At 52.2% G+C, this 19,735-nt stretch carries 17 protein-coding genes; 7 read left to right on the forward strand and 10 right to left on the reverse strand.

Annotated features, from left to right (window positions below):
• Nucleotides 1-51: 51 nt before the first annotated feature.
• Together mobB and mobA are read right to left on the reverse strand one after the other, a co-directional pair.
• On the reverse strand, nt 52-558 hold the full coding sequence (mobB, locus tag B2Q93_RS03415; RefSeq protein ID WP_046886166.1) for a molybdopterin-guanine dinucleotide biosynthesis protein MobB: 507 nt from the start codon (nt 556-558) through the stop codon (nt 52-54).
• Nucleotides 555-1,139, reverse strand: a complete 585-nt coding sequence (gene mobA, locus B2Q93_RS03420) for a molybdenum cofactor guanylyltransferase MobA (protein ID WP_286931819.1) — start codon at nt 1,137-1,139, stop codon at nt 555-557. Before mobA ends, mobB begins: the two co-directional genes overlap by 4 nt.
• A gap of 68 nt (nt 1,140-1,207) precedes the next feature.
• Between mobA and B2Q93_RS03425 the strand changes: the two genes are divergently transcribed.
• From B2Q93_RS03425 to dsbA, 3 genes are all read left to right on the forward strand, one after another.
• Nucleotides 1,208-1,477, forward strand: coding sequence for a YihD family protein (locus B2Q93_RS03425; protein WP_046886168.1), 270 nt, complete (start codon nt 1,208-1,210; stop codon nt 1,475-1,477).
• Nucleotides 1,478-1,552: 75 nt separating this feature from the next.
• Nucleotides 1,553-2,539: a serine/threonine protein kinase gene (locus tag B2Q93_RS03430; RefSeq protein WP_046886169.1), complete on the forward strand. Its 987-nt coding sequence runs from the start codon at nt 1,553-1,555 to the stop codon at nt 2,537-2,539.
• A gap of 27 nt (nt 2,540-2,566) precedes the next feature.
• Nucleotides 2,567-3,190, forward strand: a complete 624-nt coding sequence (dsbA, locus tag B2Q93_RS03435) for a thiol:disulfide interchange protein DsbA (RefSeq protein ID WP_046886170.1) — start codon at nt 2,567-2,569, stop codon at nt 3,188-3,190.
• 12 nt (nt 3,191-3,202) lie between these two features.
• Here the strand turns inward: dsbA and B2Q93_RS03440 are convergent, their stop codons facing one another.
• Nucleotides 3,203-4,111 carry an acyltransferase gene (locus tag B2Q93_RS03440; protein WP_286931820.1) on the reverse strand — a complete coding sequence of 303 codons (909 nt, stop codon included), beginning with the start codon at nt 4,109-4,111 and terminating at the stop codon, nt 3,203-3,205.
• Nucleotides 4,112-4,547: 436 nt separating this feature from the next.
• Between B2Q93_RS03440 and polA the strand changes: the two genes are divergently transcribed.
• Nucleotides 4,548-7,340, forward strand: coding sequence for a DNA polymerase I (gene polA, locus B2Q93_RS03445; protein WP_286931821.1), 2,793 nt, complete (start codon nt 4,548-4,550; stop codon nt 7,338-7,340).
• 314 nt (nt 7,341-7,654) lie between these two features.
• Here the strand turns inward: polA and yihA are convergent, their stop codons facing one another.
• On the reverse strand, nt 7,655-8,281 hold the full coding sequence (gene yihA / locus B2Q93_RS03450) for a ribosome biogenesis GTP-binding protein YihA/YsxC (protein ID WP_046886173.1): 627 nt from the start codon (nt 8,279-8,281) through the stop codon (nt 7,655-7,657).
• Between the two features lie 581 nt (nt 8,282-8,862).
• On the opposite strand from yihA, the gene yihI reads away from it, so the two are divergent.
• Together yihI and hemN are read left to right on the forward strand one after the other, a co-directional pair.
• Complete coding sequence (yihI, locus tag B2Q93_RS03455; RefSeq protein ID WP_046886174.1) at nt 8,863-9,381, forward strand: Der GTPase-activating protein YihI; 519 nt, start codon at nt 8,863-8,865, stop codon at nt 9,379-9,381.
• A gap of 188 nt (nt 9,382-9,569) precedes the next feature.
• Entirely contained in the window at nt 9,570-10,943 is a 1,374-nt protein-coding gene (gene hemN / locus B2Q93_RS03460) for an oxygen-independent coproporphyrinogen III oxidase (RefSeq protein ID WP_263617194.1), read from the forward strand.
• A gap of 35 nt (nt 10,944-10,978) precedes the next feature.
• Here hemN and B2Q93_RS03465 read toward each other — a convergent pair whose 3' ends face one another.
• From B2Q93_RS03465 to glnA, 4 genes are all read right to left on the reverse strand, one after another.
• Entirely contained in the window at nt 10,979-11,101 is a 123-nt protein-coding gene (locus tag B2Q93_RS03465; protein ID WP_154298886.1) for a YshB family small membrane protein, read from the reverse strand.
• Nucleotides 11,102-11,212: 111 nt separating this feature from the next.
• Nucleotides 11,213-12,625: a nitrogen regulation protein NR(I) gene (gene glnG, locus B2Q93_RS03470; protein WP_046886176.1), complete on the reverse strand. Its 1,413-nt coding sequence runs from the start codon at nt 12,623-12,625 to the stop codon at nt 11,213-11,215.
• 11 nt (nt 12,626-12,636) lie between these two features.
• Nucleotides 12,637-13,686 carry a nitrogen regulation protein NR(II) gene (gene glnL, locus B2Q93_RS03475; RefSeq protein WP_040077941.1) on the reverse strand — a complete coding sequence of 350 codons (1,050 nt, stop codon included), beginning with the start codon at nt 13,684-13,686 and terminating at the stop codon, nt 12,637-12,639.
• A gap of 193 nt (nt 13,687-13,879) precedes the next feature.
• The gene (glnA, locus tag B2Q93_RS03480; protein ID WP_040077943.1) at nt 13,880-15,289 is read right to left on the reverse strand and encodes a glutamate--ammonia ligase; all 1,410 of its coding nucleotides are present in this window, start codon (nt 15,287-15,289) and stop codon (nt 13,880-13,882) included.
• Nucleotides 15,290-15,666: 377 nt separating this feature from the next.
• On the opposite strand from glnA, the gene typA reads away from it, so the two are divergent.
• Nucleotides 15,667-17,490, forward strand: a complete 1,824-nt coding sequence (gene typA / locus B2Q93_RS03485) for a ribosome-dependent GTPase TypA (RefSeq protein ID WP_046886177.1) — start codon at nt 15,667-15,669, stop codon at nt 17,488-17,490.
• Nucleotides 17,491-17,540: 50 nt separating this feature from the next.
• Here typA and ompL read toward each other — a convergent pair whose 3' ends face one another.
• Entirely contained in the window at nt 17,541-18,227 is a 687-nt protein-coding gene (gene ompL / locus B2Q93_RS03490; RefSeq protein ID WP_046886178.1) for a porin OmpL, read from the reverse strand.
• Nucleotides 18,228-18,301: 74 nt separating this feature from the next.
• The gene (locus B2Q93_RS03495; RefSeq protein ID WP_040077947.1) at nt 18,302-19,726 is read right to left on the reverse strand and encodes an MFS transporter; all 1,425 of its coding nucleotides are present in this window, start codon (nt 19,724-19,726) and stop codon (nt 18,302-18,304) included.
• Nucleotides 19,727-19,735: the final 9 nt, after the last annotated feature.

The following is a 19,735-nucleotide window of genomic DNA, read 5'->3' on the forward strand; positions in this document are numbered from 1 at the left end:
GAAGGATGGGCTTTTTGCGTTCTTATAACGTCATAATTCGCAAAATGCGGGTTATTGCGCTGCTAACCACGTCTCAATAAACGACACCAGACTGTCTGTGTCATTCAAATTCAGCAATGGAACCTTCAGATCCAGCTGAATATCGCTGGCTACAGCGATAACATGATTATCCAGCGTTAGCTCGCTAAGACTGTGCCCGGCATTACTTCTGAAAAGAATAATCTTCGGTACGGCTTCATGTTTAAACCCCTCGACCAGCACCAGATCCAATACAGAATGATCCATTCTGCTCACCAGGTAATGCAAGTCCAGTGGCTCTGCGCTCGGTGTTTCGGTCATCAACGCCCAACGGTTATTACTGGCGACCAGCGTTTGCGATGCCCCGGCTTTGCGTAGCTCATAGCTATCCTTACCCGGTATATCTACATCCATATTGTGATGCGTGTGTTTAATCAGACCTGGCCGGATCCCTCTGGCACATAGTGCCGGGATCAGTGCTTTTAACAGTGTCGTTTTACCTGTGCCGCTCCAGGCAGCGATGGCCAGAATCGGTGTCATATCGTCCCCTGATGCTTAATGATCTCTTCAATGGTATTGATGTTGATAAATGACGATTTCAGATCGCTGAAATCCACTGCGTGCCCTCCGGATTGACGCAGGAAAACCATGACACGCCGCTCTCCAGCCGTCAGGTAATCCTCTAGTGGTGCTATTAATCTGCGGTGTAACAATGCCACGGCGGGATGGTCACGCTCACCGTCATGCGCCCAGACAACCGGCGCGTCTGCTGCTGCAGATAGAAAGCGTTCCACCAGATTGGCAGGAATGAAGGGGGTATCGCAGGGGCAGAACAGAAACCACTCCGCCTGTGACTGCTGCATCACCGATAACATGCCGGCAAGGGGACCCGGAAAACCAGGCAACCGATCCTGATAAACCGGATACCCACTGGATTGATAAATGTCGAGATTCCTGTTGGCACTGATCGCCAGCGTCGCGACCTGGCGACGCAATGCGTCCGCGACATGCTGCCATAGCGGTTTGCCGTTTAGACTTTGTAGACCTTTATCGATCCCGCCCATGCGAGAAGCTTTGCCCCCCGCAAGGATCACGCCGCAGATATTACTCACCTGGCTCACTAATATCGCCTCTTTTATTGTGGGATTGACCCTGCTAACGTGTCACTCTAAACGAAAGGAGCATCATCATGAAATGTAAACGTCTCAACGAAGTCATTGAACTTCTCCAGCCAGCCTGGCAAAAAGAGCCAGAGCTGAACCTGATGCAATTTTTACAGAAACTGGCTCAGGAGTCAGGTTTTGAGGGCGAGCTGACCGACCTTTCTGACGACATTCTGATCTATCACTTAAAAATGCGTGATAGCGAAAAAGACGCGGCAATTCCGGGGATTAAGAAAGATTATGAAGAGGATTTCAAAACCGCTTTGTTGCGTGCGCGCGGCATAATTAAAGAGTAAAAGCTTGTAAGAGGCACCACCGTTTGCGTCGTTAAATGATATCCTGAATCATTCGTATAATTTCCGGATGATCGGATGAACGACCAGGCTTTCAATTTCCAGACCTTACATCCGGATACCATTATGGATGCACTGTTTGAACAGGGCATTCGTGTGGACTCCGGACTTACTCCCTTAAACAGCTACGAAAATCGCGTCTACCAGTTTCAGGACGAGGATCGCCAGCGCTTCGTGGTGAAGTTTTACCGCCCACAGCGCTGGACTGCTGAGCAAATCCAGGAAGAACATCAGTTTGCGCTCGATCTGCTGGCTGATGAGGTACCGGTCGCCGCCCCCCTTGCCTTCGCTAACCAAACGCTATTAACGCATCAGGGCTTCTCTTTTGCCGTCTTCCCCAGTCTTGGTGGCAGACAATTTGAAGCCGATAACATCGATCAGATGGAGTGGGTGGCGCGCTATCTCGGCCGAATCCATCAGACGGGGCAGAAAAAAGCGTTTAACGTTCGCCCGACTATCGGTACGCAGGAATATCTGCACGAACCGCGGCAGGTCTTCGAGACCTCCTCGCTGATCCCCTCCGCCCTGAAAGCATCTTTCCTTAGCGCGACGGATAAACTTATCGCTGCTGTCTCTGCGCGCTGGGACGACAACGTCAATACGCTGCGACTGCATGGGGACTGTCATGCCGGGAATATTCTCTGGCGAGATGGCCCGTTGTTTGTCGATCTCGATGACGCCCGTATGGGCCCGGCCATTCAGGATCTCTGGATGTTATTGAACGGCGATAAAGCCGAGCAGCGTATGCAGCTTGAAACTATTATCGAAGCATATGAAGAATTTACGCCGTTCGATTCAGATGAAATTGCCCTGATTGAGCCTTTACGCGCCATGCGTTTTGTATATTATCTCGCATGGTTAATCAGGCGTTGGGACGATCCCGCGTTCCCCAGAAACTTCCCGTGGCTTACCGGCGAAGATTACTGGCGTAATCAGATTTCCACCTTTGTTGAACAAGTGAAGGTTCTTCAGGAACCCCCTTTACAATTAACGCCCATGTATTAATCCGACACATCCAGGAGATAAGTGATCATGAAAAAAATTTGGCTGGCGCTGGCAGGTATGATTCTGGCATTTAGCGCATCGGCAGCGCAGTTCACCGATGGCAAACAGTACATCACCCTTGAAAAGCCTGTCGCCGGAGAACCTCAGGTGCTTGAGTTCTTCTCCTTCTACTGCCCGCACTGCTATGAGTTCGAGCAGGTTCTCCACGTTTCCGATAACGTGAAGAAAAAACTGCCAGAAGGCACCAAAATGACCAAATACCATGTCGAGTTTCTTGGCCCGTTGGGTAAAGATTTGACGCAGGCATGGGCCGTAGCGATGGCGCTGGGCGTGGAAGATAAAATCACTGCGCCAATGTTCGAAGCGGTGCAGAAAACGCAGACCGTGCAGACAACTGCCGATATCCGTAAAGTCTTTGTAGACGCGGGCGTGAAAGGCGAAGAGTACGACGCGGCCTGGAATAGCTTCGTGGTGAAATCCCTTGTAGCTCAGCAGGAAAAGGCTGCTGCCGACATGCAATTGCGCGGCGTTCCGGCAATGTATGTTAACGGTAAATATCAGCTGAACATGCAGGGCATGGACACCAGCAGCATGGATATTTTCGTACAGCAATATGCTGATACGGTGAAATACCTGGTAGAGAAAAAGTAAAAAAACAGCCGGTCAATGACCGGCTTTTTTATATTCTGCTTTGAGGTTCTCTATAAGCGCGTCTTTCTCGCTCCATAACGTGTTCAGCCAGAGCTGGAAACGGCGTTTAAAATTCTTGTCGTTAACATAATCCCCGTGCAGTTCCTCCGCCACAGGCATCAGATTCACACGTACTACAATGCGTGTCAGCTTACCGCTTAGCATGTCAAAGAAAGGCGTCTGATCATTCTCAGGATAACAGAGCGTAACGTTAAGCAACTTATCGAACTGCTGGCCCAGGACATGGACAGCCATAGCGATGCCTGCTGCCTTGGGCGCCAGTAGGTGACGATAAGGAGAGTGCGTTTGCTGCTGCTTCTCTTCAGTGAAGCGCGATCCCTCCACAAAATTCACGATAGTTGTGGGATGAACACGAAATTTTTCGCAAGAACGCCGGGTAGTGTCGACATCCTGTCCACGCCGTTCAGGATGGCGAATAAGATAACTGCGCGAATAGCGCTTCATAAAAGGCATATCGAGCGCCCAGCATGCCAGGCCCAGAAAAGGAACCCAGGCCAACTGCTGCTTAAGAAAATACTTGTTCATGGGAATATGCGAGCGGAAGAGCACACACAACACTACGATGTCTGCCCAGCTATGATGGTTGCAGATGAGCAAATACCAGTTTTTCTTGTTTAACCCCTCAAGGCCCTGCACATCCCATTTTAAATGGGGGTTGAGTTTGAGCAGAACAGCTAATCCTTCGCACCAGCAATACATCATGAAATTGCAAAAAGTAGAGACTGCGCGCCATACGCCCGGTAACGGCATTAGCAATTTAATGACGCCGGCAATGATGATCGGCACAGAACAGGCGATGGTGAGCAGAATAGTTAATGCGACACTGATCAACAGTATTATCGCAGCGAGCAGTCTCGACATGATTAGTATTTTCAAAGAGTTACGTGAGTATCGCCCTCTAGTGCAGGCGCAGGGCGCTGATTTTACCAGAAATCAGGCAAAAGAACGGTGGTTTAACGTGGGGCAGTGAGGAAAACGCTGTTGTAGCGGAGGTTTATTCTGTTTATTTAGGCTGGCGTAGTTAATATCCACATGGAGTAAATAGTCGCCAGGTCCGTTAATCTGTCCGGGATCGAAATATAAGCAACTGATAAATAATGATTAATATATTTATAAGGATCGCGGATACGGAGAGTTATCCAGGCTGCCAGAAACTACACACAAACTTATCCACAGGCGGGTTTTGCGAACGATCCCGACGATCGCAAAATCTTTGTCTGTATTAGGCCTGAAAAACTGATGTTTTCATCCTGATGTGGCATCCTTTATCCATAAATTACTCAAAGGCACGGACACTATGGTTCAGATCCCAGAAAACCCTCTTATTCTCGTCGACGGCTCTTCATACCTGTATCGGGCGTATCATGCGTTTCCTCCTCTGACCAACAGCGCCGGAGAGCCTACCGGCGCAATGTACGGCGTGCTGAACATGCTGCGCAGTTTAATCATGCAGTATCAACCCAGCCACGCGGCTGTGGTCTTTGATGCCAAGGGTAAAACCTTCCGTGATGAGCTGTTTGAGCACTACAAATCTCACCGTCCGCCAATGCCAGACGATCTGCGCGCGCAAATTGAACCGCTGCACAAGATGGTCAAAGCAATGGGTCTGCCTTTAATGGCGGTATCGGGTGTTGAAGCAGACGACGTGATTGGTACCCTGGCGCGTGAAGCCGAAAAAATGGGTCGTCCGGTTCTGATTAGTACGGGTGATAAAGATATGGCGCAGCTGGTTACGCCAGGGATCACCCTCATCAATACCATGACCAACACGATTCTGGGGCCAGAAGAGGTGGTCGCAAAATATGGTGTACCGCCAGAGTTGATTATCGATTTCCTCGCTCTGATGGGCGACTCCTCGGATAACATTCCCGGCGTACCGGGTGTGGGTGAGAAAACCGCCCAGGCATTGCTGCAGGGGTTAGGCGGGCTGGATACGCTCTACGCAGAATCGGACAAAATTGCCGGTCTCACCTTCCGTGGTGCGAAAACCATGGCGGGTAAGCTTGCCGATAACAAAGAGGTGGCTTATCTCTCTTATAAGCTGGCCACCATTAAAACCGACGTAGAGCTAGAGCTGGGCTGCGAACAGCTTGAAGTACAACAGCCTGCAGCAGACGAACTGCTGAGTCTGTTTAAACAGTATGAATTCAAACGCTGGAGCGCAGACGTAGAAGCGGGTAAATGGCTGCAGGCGAAAGGGGCAAAACCCGCGGCGAAGCCGAAAGAGACAATTATGGTCGATGCTGAAGAGCAGGCAGAAGAAGAAGCCGTGACGCTCTCTTTTGAACACTACGAAACGGTTCTCGAAGAGTCACGGTTGGTCGCCTGGATCGAGAAATTAAAAAACGCGCCGGTTTTCGCATTTGATACCGAAACCGATAGTCTCGATAACATTTCAGCCAATATGGTAGGCCTGTCGTTTGCGACGGAGCCGGGCATTGCGGCCTATGTTCCTGTGGCACATGACTACCTGGATGCCCCGGATCAGATCTCTCGCGAACGTGTTCTTGAACTACTGAAACCTATTCTGGAAGATGACAAAGCGCTGAAGGTCGGGCAAAACCTGAAGTATGACCGTGGCATACTGCAGAATTACGGTATTGAGCTTCGCGGTATCGCCTTCGATACCATGCTGGAATCCTACATTCTGGATAGCGTGGCGGGCCGTCATGATATGGATTCGCTATCTGACCGCTGGCTGAAGCATCAAACCATCACCTTTGAAGCGATCGCCGGTAAGGGCAAGAATCAGCTTACCTTTAACCAGATTGCGCTTGAAGAAGCGGGCCGTTATGCCGCAGAAGATGCGGACGTTACCCTGCAGCTGCATCTGAAAATGTGGCCAAAACTGCAAAAGCAGGCAGGCCCAATGAACGTATTCCAGCATGTAGAGATGCCGCTGGTGCCGGTGCTTTCCCGTATTGAACGCAACGGCGTCAAAATTGACCCAACGGTACTGCATAACCATTCTGGCGAGCTGGCGCAGCGCTTGACGGAGCTCGAGCAAAAAGCCCATGAGCTCGCCGGCGAGCCGTTTAATCTCTCTTCGCCTAAACAGCTGCAGACCATCCTGTTTGAGAAGCAGGGAATAAAACCGCTGAAGAAAACGCCGGGCGGCGCACCATCGACGTCAGAAGAGGTGCTTGAGGAGCTGGCGCTGGACTACCCGCTGCCGAAAGTGATTCTGCAATATCGCGGGCTGGCGAAGCTGAAGTCGACCTATACAGACAAGCTGCCGTTGATGATCAATCCCAAAACCGGACGAGTGCATACCTCGTACCACCAGGCGGTGGCGGCGACAGGTCGTCTATCCTCCACCGATCCTAACCTGCAAAATATCCCGGTACGTAACGAAGAGGGGCGACGTATTCGCCAGGCATTTATTGCTCCGGAAGATTACGTGATCGTCTCAGCGGACTACTCGCAAATTGAGCTGCGTATTATGGCGCATCTGTCGCGTGATAAAGGCTTGCTGACGGCGTTTGCTGAAGGCCAGGACATTCACCGCGCAACGGCCGCCGAAGTCTTTGGTCTGCCGCTGGAGAGCGTGACGAACGAACAGCGTCGCAGCGCTAAAGCGATCAACTTCGGTTTGATCTACGGTATGAGCGCATTCGGCCTGTCGCGTCAGCTGAACATTCCGCGTAAAGAGTCCCAGCGGTATATGGATTTGTACTTTGAACGTTATCCTGGCGTGCTGCAGTACATGGAACGCACCCGCGCCCAGGCGAAAGAGCAAGGCTATGTCGAAACGCTCGATGGCCGACGCCTGTACCTGCCGGATATCAAATCCAGCAATGCGGCGCGTCGTGCCGGCGCAGAGCGTGCGGCGATTAACGCCCCGATGCAGGGCACCGCAGCGGATATTATTAAGCGCGCGATGATCGCCGTCGATGCGTGGCTGGAAAAGGAAAAGCCGCGGGTGCATATGATCATGCAGGTACACGATGAACTGGTCTTTGAGGTACACAAAGACGATCTCGAGGCGGCAACGCATAAGATCCATGAATTGATGGAAAACAGCATGAAACTGGATGTTCCGCTGCTGGTGGAAGTAGGAAGTGGCGAAAACTGGGATCAAGCTCACTAAACATACTGGGGGAAAAGGGAATTTCCTGTAAGTAAGCAACATAACTAAGAACTTTTTGTGACGATCATTCGATTTACCTATGTAAAGAATGAAAAAAAACTACAAAAAGTGCTTTGTCTATAACCCAAAAAAGAGTAGAGTTAACGACGTAGGGTACAGAGGTAAGATGTTCTATCTTTCAGACCTTTTACTTCACGTAATCGGATTTGGCTGAATATTTTAGCCGCCCCAGTCAGTAATGACTGGGGCGTTTTTTATTGGGGCAAAGAAAATATTTGAGCCAAAAAAAAGCGCGGACATCGCCGCGCTGATTATTACTCTTCCGCTTCTGTCGCGGGTTCCAGCTCGTTATACCAGCTATCTAACTTCTCACGCAGCTTATCCACGCCTTGCTTCTTCAGAGAAGAAAACGCTTCAACCTGAACATCGCCGTTAAAGGCCAGTACAGCCTCACGCACCATATTCAGCTGCGCCTTACGTGCTCCGCTGGCCAGCTTGTCAGCTTTGGTTAACAGAACCAGCACCTGGATATCGCTCTCGACGGCCCAGTTGATCATCTGCTGATCGAGATCTTTAAGCGGATGACGGATATCCATCAGTACCACTAACCCTTTCAGGCACAGACGTTTTTCCAGATACTCACCGAGCGCGCGCTGCCATTTCAGCTTCATCTCTTCCGGAACTTCTGCATAGCCGTAGCCAGGCAAGTCGACCAGGCGTTTACCTGGCGCCACTTCGAACAGGTTAATAAGTTGCGTACGCCCCGGCGTTTTAGAAGTACGGGCAAGGCTTTTTTGATTGGTCAGCGTGTTCAGGGCGCTGGATTTCCCCGCGTTTGACCGGCCGGCAAATGCCACTTCAAGACCAGTATCAGCAGGCAAATGACGGATATCAGGCGCACTCAGAACAAAATGCGTCTGGTGATAATTCAGCTTGGTCACGTGGTTGTCTCCAGAAATTCGTAACGTTGAGGGGGATTATACCTGAACAGAACAAAAAGGCTTTTCCCATTGGCACTGGCTCTGTAAGTAAAAACCATAAAATTTGTAAGAGATATGCCATTCAGCCTATGGGAGATTTCAGAGAAATCGTAGGGCATATGAAAATCAAAATGATTAAAATCAGGTGATTAGGTATTCAGCCAATTCTGAAATTAAGCGTTAAATAACGCGAGTGGCTTGTTAGTTTACTTCAGGACGGTAAAGTATCTCTCAACGGCGAGGATGCCAACAGGATACGGACTTAAGGATAAGGGTCAGGAGCGCCAGGAGGCGAAGACTCAGGATAGTCAGGATGACGAACGCCTGGAGGCGTTTAAAAGGAAAGGGAACATATCACGGACGGTATCTGCTAACGGAAAAACAGGGTTTGTTGAAGGCATACACGGAACGTGAGACCCGATAAGGGTAAGAGTCAGGAAAAAAGGCGACAGATTGCTCTGTCGCCTTTTTTCTTTGCTTGCTTTCTGCTAGATTTCGCCGCAATTCTATACTGAAGAAAACGACGTAAAAGACAAAACACCATGAAAAAACCGACCTCTGCAGCAGGTGCTAAGCGCCCCGCAAAAGCCCGACGCAAAACGCGTGAAGAACTGAATCAGGAAGCACGCGATCGTAAGCGCGATAAAAAGCATCGTGGTCATGCTGCGGGCAGTCGTGCCAGCGGAAGCGGTGCATCCGGTTCTTCTGCGAAAAACAAACAGCAGAAAGATCCGCGTATTGGCAGTAAAACTCCCATTCCACTGGGCGTGACCGACACCCCAGTCACTAAGCAGCACAAACCAAAGAGCGAGAAACCTATGCTTTCACCGCAGGCTGAGCTGGATATGCTGGAGAACGATGAGCGCCTGGACGCGCTGCTGGAACGTCTTGAAGAGGGTGAAGCCCTGACCGCCGAAGAGCAGTCCTGGGTAGATGCTAAACTGGACCGCATCGACGAACTGATGCAGAAGCTTGGTCTGTCTTACGACGACGAAGAAGAAGAAGACGAAGAAGAAGAAAAGAAAGAAGATATGATGCGTCTTCTGAAAGGTGGAAATTAACATTTGCACCCGGCAGGTACAGTTGTCCTGCTTATAACCCTTCCGGTTGTATGTTATCTGGTGTGGTTATTCGTTAAACTACGGCGGTTGTCGCGGCGACAGAAGTGGCTGCGCACCCGGATGCTGGCGCCTACAGGAACCAGGCCGGGCCGCCGTAAACGAACGCGACACCAACGGAGGGAGTGAGCATGTCTGTACCAACCATCGACTGGGATCTGGCCCTGATCCAGAAATATAACTATTCCGGGCCACGTTATACCTCGTATCCGACCGCGCTTGAGTTTTCAGACGCGTTCAAAGAACCCGATTTTTTGCAGGCTGTTGCGCGTTATCCTGAGCGCCCGCTCTCCCTGTATGTTCATATTCCTTTCTGCCACAAGCTCTGCTATTTCTGCGGCTGCAATAAAATTGTTACCCGCCAGCAGCATAAAGCCGATCAGTATCTGGATGCCCTGGAACAAGAAATTGTGCATCGTGCGCCACTGTTTGCGGGTCGTCACGTCACTCAGCTGCACTGGGGCGGCGGCACACCAACCTATCTGAATAAAGCGCAGATTAGCCGTTTGATGACGCTACTGCGTAATAACTTCGCTTTCATCGATGACGCAGAGATCTCAATTGAAGTTGACCCGCGCGAAATTGAGCTGGATGTGCTGGATCACCTCCGCGCTGAAGGATTCAACCGCCTGAGTATGGGCGTGCAGGACTTTAACAAAGAGGTCCAGCGGCTGGTTAACCGCGAGCAGGACGAAGACTTTATCTTTGCCCTGCTCAACCACGCGCGTGATATCGGGTTTACCTCGACCAACATTGATCTGATTTACGGTCTGCCTAAGCAAACGCCTGAAAGCTTCGCCTTCACGTTGAAGCGCGTGGGCGAACTTAACCCGGACCGTCTGAGTGTCTTCAACTATGCGCACCTGCCGACGCTGTTTGCCGCTCAGCGCAAAATTAAAGAGGCCGATCTGCCTTCTGCCCAGCAGAAGCTGGATATCCTGCAGGAAACCATCGCCTCGCTGACCGAAACCGGCTATCAGTTTATCGGGATGGATCACTTCGCCCGCCCGGATGACGAGCTGGCAATTGCTCAGCGCGAAGGGGTACTGCACCGTAATTTCCAGGGCTATACCACGCAGGGCGATACCGATCTGCTGGGGATGGGGGTCTCGGCAATCAGCATGCTGGGTGACTGCTACGCGCAAAATCAGAAAGAGTTAAAGCTCTATTATCAGCAGGTTGATGAAACCGGTAATGCGCTCTGGCGCGGCATCGCGTTAACGCGTGACGACTGCATCCGTCGTGATGTGATCAAAGCACTTATCTGCAACTTCCGTCTCGACTTTAGTGAGGTAGAAGCGCAATGGGATCTGCAATTTAGCGACTACTTTGCAGAAGATATGAGTCTGCTCGCACCGCTGGCGAAAGATGGGCTGGTGGATGTTAACGAGCACGCAATTGAAGTGACGCCGAAAGGGCGTTTATTGATTCGTAATATCTGCATGTGTTTCGACGCGTATTTGCGTCAGAAAGCGCGTCTACAGCAGTTCTCGCGCGTCATTTGATATGTACCCCTCTCCCAGGGGGAGAGGGGTTTCGGTCAGCTAAACAGCCCAACCAGTGCCGCACAGAGCACCGCAGCGATTGCGGTTTGTGGCGTATGGCCGGCAGCTGCACCCGCCTCGATGCTCCCTGCCGCCATAGTGATAATTGATTCCAGCATGATGACTCTCCCCGATTTTCGGGCGAGATCATACCCAACTCATCGGAACAGTAAAGTATAAAAATGCAGCAAATTGCACCTGACTGCCCATTTTTACAATCGGTACGCGTACTACTCCATTCCCAGCTCTTTTAACTTGCGCGTTAACGTATTGCGTCCCCAACCCAGCAGGCGTGCCGCCTCCTGCTTATGCCCCTGGGTATGACGCAGCGCAGTGGTGAGCAGAGTACGTTCCATCTCCGGTTGCGCCTCGGAAAGCAGATTTTGATGACCGGATCGCAGCGCACGGTCAGCCCACTGGGCCAGCAGCGTTGCCCAGTTGTCGGGCAATGTCTGGCCGCCGGCGCTTTCCGGAACAGGCGCTTCAAACAGCTCAGGCGGCAGATCCTGAATCAGCACTTCCTGGCCCGCTGCCATGACCGTCAGCCAGCGACAGGTATTTTCCAGCTGACGCACGTTACCAGGCCATGCCAGACGCGTTAAAGCCGCTTCCGTCTCCGGGTGCAACAACTTCGCTTCAACGCCCAGTTCACGGGCCGCAACCTGCAGGAAATGACGCGCCAGACGTGGAATGTCCTCCCGACGCTCACGCAGCGGCGGCAGGTGTACACGGATGACGTTCAGGCGGTGGAACAGATCCTCACGGAATTTGCCCTCCTGCACCCGCATCTCCAGATTCTGATGGGTGGCCGCAATAATACGCACGTCCACCTTCACCGGGGCATAGCCGCCCACGCGATAGAACTGGCCATCAGCCAGTACGCGCAGTAAACGTGTCTGTACATCCAGCGGCATGTCGCCGATCTCATCCAGGAAGAGCGTGCCACCATCGGCCTGCTCAAATCGCCCCTGACGAATAGTATTTGCGCCGGTAAAGGCTCCTTTTTCGTGACCAAAGAGTTCAGACTCAATCAGGTCTTTGGGGATCGCCGCCATGTTCAGGGCGATAAAGGGGGCTTTTGCCCGCGGGCTGTGGCGATGCAGAGCATGTGCGACCAGTTCTTTACCGGTACCCGATTCACCGTTAATCAGCACGCTGATAGAGGAGCGCGACAAACGACCAATAATGCGGAACACATCCTGCATTGCGGGCGCTTCGCCAATGATATCGGTGGTGGGGCCAAAGTCCGGCGTGTTACGTGGCTGTTGCTGCTCCTGATAATGGCTAATCGCGCGTTCAACCAACGCCACGGCTTCATCAATATCAAACGGCTTGGGCAGATAGTCGAAGGCCCCTTGCTGATAGGCGCTAACGGCTGCGTCCAGATCCGAGTGTGCGGTCATTATGATGACCGGAAGCATTGGATGACGCTGCTTTATCTGCTTCAACAGCGCCAGCCCGTCCATGCCGGGCATGCGGATGTCAGATAACAGCACATCCGGGGTTTTGGTGGTGAGTGCGTCGAGCACGTCGTTGCCGCTTTCAAAGGTTGTGCAATGTAACCCTGCGCCGGTTAGCGCGCGTTCAAGCACCCAGCGGATGGAGCTATCGTCATCAACTACCCAGACTATCCCTCGTTGCATAACTTAACCCTCTATTTCCGAATCGGCAGGTAAACCGAAAACTCGGTATGACCCGGCCAACTGGTAAATTCAATTTTGCCGGAATGCTGATCAATCAAATTACGGGCAATGGATAAGCCCAGCCCGGTGCCACCTTCGCGACCGCTTACCATGGGGTAAAAGATCGTGTCCTGCAGCTGGGAAGGAATGCCTGGGCCGTTATCTTCCACATCAATCCGCGCGGCCAGACGATAGCGCACCCCGTGCAGCGTTAGCTGGAACGCCGTGCGCGTACGCAGCACAATTTCACCGCCCTGAGGTCCTAATGCCTGCAAGGCATTACGCACAATATTGAGAAGAACCTGCTCAACCTGGTCCGGATCATGTGGCAGTTCGGGAAGGCTGGGATCGTAATCCCGCACCAGAGTGACGTTTTCAGGCAGCTCCATAGAGACCAGTTTCACCACGCGCTCGGCGACCTTGTGAATGCTCTCCGTGACGTGCATACCGGGCTGCTGCGGGCCAAGCAAACGGTCCACCAGATTACGCAGACGGTCTGCCTGCTCAATGATGACATTGGTATATTCCGCCAGCGCAGGGTCGGGCAGGGCTTTGGTGAGCAGTTGCGCAGCACCCCGCAGTCCGCCAAGCGGATTCTTGATTTCATGGGCCAATCCCCGCACCAGATCGCGGGCGGCAACCTGCTGCGCATGCTGAAGCTGTTCCTGGCTCAGGCGACGCTGATTATCCATCGGCGCCATCTCAAGCAGAATTAATCCTTCAGGCAGCCGCTGGGCGGTCAGGGAGAGAATATGCGAGCGCCCGTCAATCACCAGCGTCACTTCGTTATCGGTAAAGCCCTGGCCCGCCTGCAGACTCTCCTGCATCAGACCAATATTCAGCGAAAAATAACTTAAGAGTTCCGGCAGCGGGGTGCCGAACAGTTTGCGTGAACTCTGGGCGAGCAGCTGCTGTGCCGCTGGGTTGGCGAAATGAACAGCCAGCTCATCATCGACCAGTAAGATGCTGTTAATCAGTGAATTGAGGATCTGCCCAGCATCGGGCAGCGTGCCAGTTGCCATTCAGCAGTCTCCTGACGTTGATTGCACTCTTTTAGTGCAGTATAGCGTTTTCGCGGTAAAAAACTCGTCAAATCAGGTTGTTGGTGGTGAAAAAAGCCCATCCGAAGATGGGCTGAAAGTTTCCACGGCAACAAAAAATCTTCTGGCGTCTTTCGTTTTATGACAAGAAATTCGCCAGGTTTTCATCTCTAACTTAAACGCTGTAGTACAGCTCGAACTCAACCGGGTGCGGAGTCATACGCACGCGGTCGTTTTCTTCAGTGCGCAGCGCGATGTAAGCGTCGATAGCTTCATCGGTGAACACGCCGCCCGCGGTCAGGAACTCACGGTCTGCGTCCAGCGCCTGCAGGGCTTCTTCCAGAGAACCGGCAACCTGTGGGATCTCTTTCGCTTCTTCTGGCGGCAGGTCATACAGGTTTTTGTCCATGGCTTCGCCAGGGTGGATCTTGTTCTTGATACCGTCCAGGCCAGCCATCAGCAGCGCGGCGAAGCACAGGTATGGGTTAGCCGCTGGGTCCGGGAAGCGCACTTCAATACGACGCGCTTTCGGAGAGGCAACAACCGGGATACGGATAGAAGCAGAACGGTTACGGGCAGAGTAGGCCAGCATAACCGGCGCTTCGTAGCCTGGGACCAGACGCTTATAGGAGTTGGTGGTTGGGTTCGCCAGGGCGTTGATGGCTTTAGCGTGTTTGATCACACCGCCAATGTAGTGCAGCGCCTGCTCGGACAGACCAGCATACTTGTCGCCAGAGAACAGGTTGGTACCGTTCTTGGACAGAGACATGTGGCAGTGCATACCGGAACCGTTATCGCCAAACATCGGTTTTGGCATAAAGGTCGCTGTTTTACCGAAGCGGTGTGCCACGTTGTGAACAACGTATTTGTAGATCTGAATCTCGTCCGCTTTTTTGGTCATGGTGTTGAAGCGGGTCGCGATTTCGTTCTGGCCAGCCGTTGCCACTTCGTGGTGGTGTGCTTCAACCACCAGGCCCATCTCTTCCATGATCAGACACATGGTAGAGCGGATGTCCTGTGAAGAGTCGACCGGAGGAACCGGGAAGTAACCGCCTTTCACGCCAGGACGGTGACCTTTGTTACCACCTTCGTATTTGGTGGAGGAGTTCCATGCGCCTTCGATGTCATCGATAGCAACATGGGAACCTGAAATGGTCGCGCCGAAACGGATGTCGTCAAACAGGAAGAACTCTGGCTCTGGCCCAAACAGAACGGTATCTGCGATGCCGGTGGAACGCAGGTACTCTTCAGCGCGCTTCGCGATGGAGCGCGGGTCGCGGTCGTAACCCTGCAGCGTGCCTGGTTCGAGGATATCGCAACGGATGATCAGGGTTGGTTCTTCGAAGAACGGGTCAATGAGCGCAGTGGTTGCATCTGGCATCAGAACCATGTCGGATTCGTTAATGCCTTTCCAGCCACCAATGGAGGAGCCGTCAAACATTTTGCCTTCTTCAAAGAATTCGGCGTTTACCTGATGAGCAGGAATAGTGACGTGCTGTTCTTTACCTTTGGTATCGGTGAAGCGCAGATCAACAAACTTCACTTCATGTTCGTTCAGCATCGTCAAAACGTGTTCAGCGGACATACTTAACTCTCCAGATTGGTCATTGTCGTCGTGGTAACGAGGTCTTCAATTTCTGTTTGTACTGGCTGGATGCCATGTTTTTTATAAAGCGAAATCTGTGCCAACTTTTAAAACACCCCAAAAAGGCGTTATCATGCGCACTATAGTGCAAAAGGGCTGCACCATGATGGTCATGTTGCACCAGTATAGTGCTTCAATGTGAACATTAAGCACCATATTGGTGCAATTTACGTTAAAGTGCCCTTTTACCGCTCCGTGAAAGTGATCACAAAGCATCTCTGCAATACTTGTTTGCGGGGGATGTTTGTGATCCTGTTTTGTAGTGCGATTAATCCGTGTACAATAACGCGCTATTTCTAAATGCCTGAGGCAAAGTTGTGATCGAAAATTTGCGTAACATCGCCATCATCGCGCACGTTGACCATGGTAAAACTACCCTGGTTGATAAGCTGCTGCAGCAGTCCGGTACGTTTGATGCTCGTGCCGAAACTCAAGAGCGTGTGATGGACTCCAACGATTTGGAGAAAGAGCGTGGGATTACCATCCTCGCCAAAAACACCGCCATCAAATGGAATGACTACCGTATCAACATCGTTGATACCCCAGGCCACGCCGACTTCGGTGGTGAAGTTGAGCGTGTAATGTCCATGGTAGACTCCGTTCTGCTGGTCGTTGACGCAATGGATGGCCCAATGCCGCAGACGCGCTTTGTGACCAAAAAGGCGTTCGCCCATGGTCTGAAGCCAATTGTTGTTATCAACAAAGTTGACCGTCCTGGCGCGCGTCCTGACTGGGTTGTAGATCAGGTATTCGACCTGTTCGTTAACCTCGACGCGACCGACGAACAGCTGGACTTCCCTATCGTTTATGCTTCCGCGCTGAACGGTATTGCAGGTCTGGACCACGAAGATATGGCGGAAGACATGACCCCGCTGTATCAGACAATTGTTGACCGTGTTCCTGCACCAAACGTTGATCTCGACGGCACCCTGCAGATGCAGATCTCTCAGCTCGATTACAACAACTACGTTGGCGTTATCGGCATTGGTCGTATCAAGCGCGGTAAAGTTAAGCCTAACCAGCAAGTCACTATCATCGATAGCGAAGGCAAAACCCGTAACGGTAAAGTGGGCAAAGTGCTGACTCACCTGGGTCTGGAGCGTATCGATAGCGACATCGCTGAAGCTGGCGATATCATTGCCATCACCGGTCTGGGCGAGCTGAACATCTCCGACACTATCTGCGATCCGCAGAAAGTTGAAGCGCTGCCAGCCCTGTCCGTTGATGAACCGACCGTATCCATGTTCTTCAACGTCAACACCTCTCCGTTCTGTGGTAAAGAAGGTAAGTTCGTTACCTCTCGTCAGATCCTTGACCGCCTGAACAAAGAGCTGGTGCACAACGTTGCGCTGCGCGTTGAAGAGACCCCTGATGCGGACGCCTTCCGCGTTTCCGGTCGTGGTGAGCTGCACTTGTCAGTTCTGATCGAAAACATGCGTCGTGAAGGTTTCGAAATGGCGGTTTCCCGTCCTAAAGTTATCTTCCGCGAAATCGACGGCCGTAAACAAGAGCCGTTCGAAAACGTGACGCTGGACGTTGAAGAGCAGCACCAGGGTTCTGTGATGCAGGCTCTGGGTGAGCGTAAAGGCGACCTGAAAAACATGAATCCAGATGGCAAAGGCCGCGTACGTCTCGACTACGTGATCCCAAGCCGTGGCCTGATCGGCTTCCGTTCTGAGTTCATGACCATGACTTCAGGTACCGGTCTGCTGTACTCCACCTTCAGCCACTACGACGACGTTCGTCCAGGCGACGTTGGCCAGCGTAACAACGGCGTTCTGATCTCTAACGGTCAGGGTAAAGCGGTTGCGTTCGCCCTGTTCAGCCTGCAGGACCGCGGTAAGCTGTTCCTGGGTCACGGTGCGGAAGTTTACGAAGGCCAGATCATCGGTATTCACAGTCGTTCTAACGACCTGACTGTAAACTGCCTGACCGGTAAGAAACTGACCAACATGCGTGCGTCCGGTACTGACGAAGCGACGGTTCTGGTTCCACCGATCAAGATGACCCTGGAGCAAGCTCTGGAGTTCATCGATGATGACGAACTGGTAGAAGTGACTCCACAGTCAATTCGTATCCGTAAACGTCACCTGACTGAGAACGACCGTAAACGCGCAATGCGCGGTCCGAAAGAAGATTAATCTTCACTGATGGACACTAAAAAGCCGCTGAGAGATCAGCGGCTTTTTTATTAGAACGCGTAGCGTAATCCCAAACGGATTCGATACTGCTCCCGGTTGTAATCATTCCATCTATCCAGCCACTGAAGTTCGAGATACGGCAGCCAGTTTCTGTCGAGCTTATAGCTGAACTTATTCGTTATTTCCCAATGATGATCCTTGCCGTTTTTGCTGTGGTAATCATTCACCCGCTGAAAATAGTGCGGTTCAAAGGTGTAGAAAAACGCATCCGTAAGCCTGAAATTCCAGTAGTTGGCGAATTCGTGCGTGTCATTCTTATCCATAAGCCCGTTATCGTCCGGCGTATCGTAATTATTATGGTTATAGCGATAGCGGAACGTCAGATTAAACCCGTCCGTGAATTTATAGTTAGTGTCAAAATAAAGGGCACCACCCGAACCGGCACTACTGTCGTTAATCAGGCCGCCGGGCTGAAAGGTGAGTTTGTCGGTCGGTTTAAAGAGCGGGTACCACCCCTCTATTTCGTTATAGCTGTGCTTGAGTTCGTCCCATTTCCCCACGTTATAGGCGTTGGTGAACATCAGCCCCGCGCCCATATCGAAGTTATATCCCGCGCGCAGGATCACCTCGTGAAGCTCAGAGGCCGTATTGTAGGCTTCGCGGGTTTCAACATACGCCCCGGCAAATACCGGGCAGGACACAGACGACACAATCAGTACAGTGATGATTCTTTTCATAATTTGTCCATGTATCAAGTACAGAAAGGCCTCCCTCCTGATTATCAGGAAGGAACTGCGGGCCGGATTTATTGTTATAAAGTGACTGCTGACGCTTTATTGTTAGGGGTTGTCTCAGGGGTATTCGCTGACTGTTTTTTCCGCTTTCCAATCTCCTCGATGATTAACGCGAAGCGCGTTTCGTTGAGTTTATAAAACAGCCCCATGGTCACGGCGGCAACGATTGCCAGGCCGCACGGCCAGAGGAAAATAAGCTGACGCAATCCCAGCAGCGTGCCAGCGCTCTGCACGGCATGAGGAATATACCCAATTTGCGTCAACATAATGCCCGGCAGGAACCCGGCGAGGGCGGCGGAGATTTTGCGTGAGAAGGTGTAGCCGGTATAGACCGATCCTTCGGCGCGAATGCCCGTTTTCCACTCGCCGTAATCGACGGTGTCCGGCACCAGCGCCCAGTTCAGGCTGTTCACAAACGCCGTGCCGAAAAAGGCCATGCAGGAAAAGAGCACGAACAGCAGCGAGCTGGTCCCCCAGAAGAAGTTCAGCACGTCGCCCACTGCCCACAGCGCCAGTCCGCCCAGATAAACCGGCTTCTTGCCAAAGCGTTTTACGGCACCGGGCACCAGAAACACGCCAATCAGAATGCAGCCCATGCTGAAAAAGCCCATCCACGACAGCAAATGCAGATCGTTAAGCACGTACTGGGTGTAATAGACCTGAATCGCCAGCTTGATGTTAAACGCCGCCAGGGTGCAGAGGTTAGCAATGCACAGCACCAGCAGCGGTGGGTTGCGGAAGATGGCGCAGAAGGACTTCAGGATCCCGGGTTTATGGTGATCGGGCGAGATCTCGACATACCGCTCTTTTACGCCGCTGTAGCACCACCACATGCAGAACAAACCGCCGGTGACAAACACCAGTGCGGCCACCAGATAGCCGAGGGAGGGCTGGCTGACGAACAGCGCCTGAATGGGCATAAAGCCGACGGTGCAGAGTAATAGCCCCACCGTCGCGCCGCCCTGACGCCATGCCGCAAGCTGCGCCCGCTCGTTCGGGTTTTTGGTGATGGCCGGAACCATCGCGCCGTAAGAGCAGTTCATCAGGCTATAGCACAGGCCGAACATCATAAAGAGCACGGTGGCGAGGGCCGTCTTCACCGTCAGGCTAAAATCGTTGGCCATAAACTGCGCCGTGGCAACCAGCGCCACCGGCACAGAGGCATACAGAATGAATGGCCGGAATTTGCCCCTCGCGCCGATATGACGCCGGGAATCCAGCAGCACCCCGGTCAGCATGTCGGTAAAGGCGGTAAAAAACTTCGCGACCAGGAAAATAATGCCGCCATAGAAGGCGGGCATGCCCAGCTCATCGGTGTAAAACTTCAGCAGATACAGCGTGCCGATACAGAGCATCAGATTCGAGCCAAAATCGCCCATCCCATAGGCGCACTTCTCGCGCAGGCTCAGCTTCAGGGTTAACGGATCAGGAGTATGTGTCATGGTCGATCC

The organism is Leclercia sp. UBA5958 (genome assembly GCF_002430365.1).
Taxonomy (GTDB): Bacteria; Pseudomonadota; Gammaproteobacteria; order Enterobacterales; family Enterobacteriaceae; genus Enterobacter; species Enterobacter pneumoniae.

What these genes read in the sequence shown, in the direction of transcription:
- mobB (WP_046886166.1), bottom strand. Translation starts at nt 558, where the DNA reads ATGACACCGATTCTGGCCATCGCTGCCTGGAGCGGCACAGGTAAAACG.
- B2Q93_RS03425 (WP_046886168.1), top strand. Translation starts at nt 1,208, where the DNA reads ATGAAATGTAAACGTCTCAACGAAGTCATTGAACTTCTCCAGCCAGCC.
- B2Q93_RS03430 (WP_046886169.1), top strand. Translation starts at nt 1,553, where the DNA reads ATGAACGACCAGGCTTTCAATTTCCAGACCTTACATCCGGATACCATT.
- dsbA (WP_046886170.1), top strand. Translation starts at nt 2,567, where the DNA reads ATGAAAAAAATTTGGCTGGCGCTGGCAGGTATGATTCTGGCATTTAGC.
- B2Q93_RS03440 (WP_286931820.1), bottom strand. Translation starts at nt 4,111, where the DNA reads ATGTCGAGACTGCTCGCTGCGATAATACTGTTGATCAGTGTCGCATTA.
- polA (WP_286931821.1), top strand. Translation starts at nt 4,548, where the DNA reads ATGGTTCAGATCCCAGAAAACCCTCTTATTCTCGTCGACGGCTCTTCA.
- yihI (WP_046886174.1), top strand. Translation starts at nt 8,863, where the DNA reads ATGAAAAAACCGACCTCTGCAGCAGGTGCTAAGCGCCCCGCAAAAGCC.
- hemN (WP_263617194.1), top strand. Translation starts at nt 9,570, where the DNA reads ATGTCTGTACCAACCATCGACTGGGATCTGGCCCTGATCCAGAAATAT.
- B2Q93_RS03465 (WP_154298886.1), bottom strand. Translation starts at nt 11,101, where the DNA reads ATGCTGGAATCAATTATCACTATGGCGGCAGGGAGCATCGAGGCGGGT.
- glnG (WP_046886176.1), bottom strand. Translation starts at nt 12,625, where the DNA reads ATGCAACGAGGGATAGTCTGGGTAGTTGATGACGATAGCTCCATCCGC.
- glnL (WP_040077941.1), bottom strand. Translation starts at nt 13,686, where the DNA reads ATGGCAACTGGCACGCTGCCCGATGCTGGGCAGATCCTCAATTCACTG.
- glnA (WP_040077943.1), bottom strand. Translation starts at nt 15,289, where the DNA reads ATGTCCGCTGAACACGTTTTGACGATGCTGAACGAACATGAAGTGAAG.
- ompL (WP_046886178.1), bottom strand. Translation starts at nt 18,227, where the DNA reads ATGAAAAGAATCATCACTGTACTGATTGTGTCGTCTGTGTCCTGCCCG.
- B2Q93_RS03495 (WP_040077947.1), bottom strand. Translation starts at nt 19,726, where the DNA reads ATGACACATACTCCTGATCCGTTAACCCTGAAGCTGAGCCTGCGCGAG.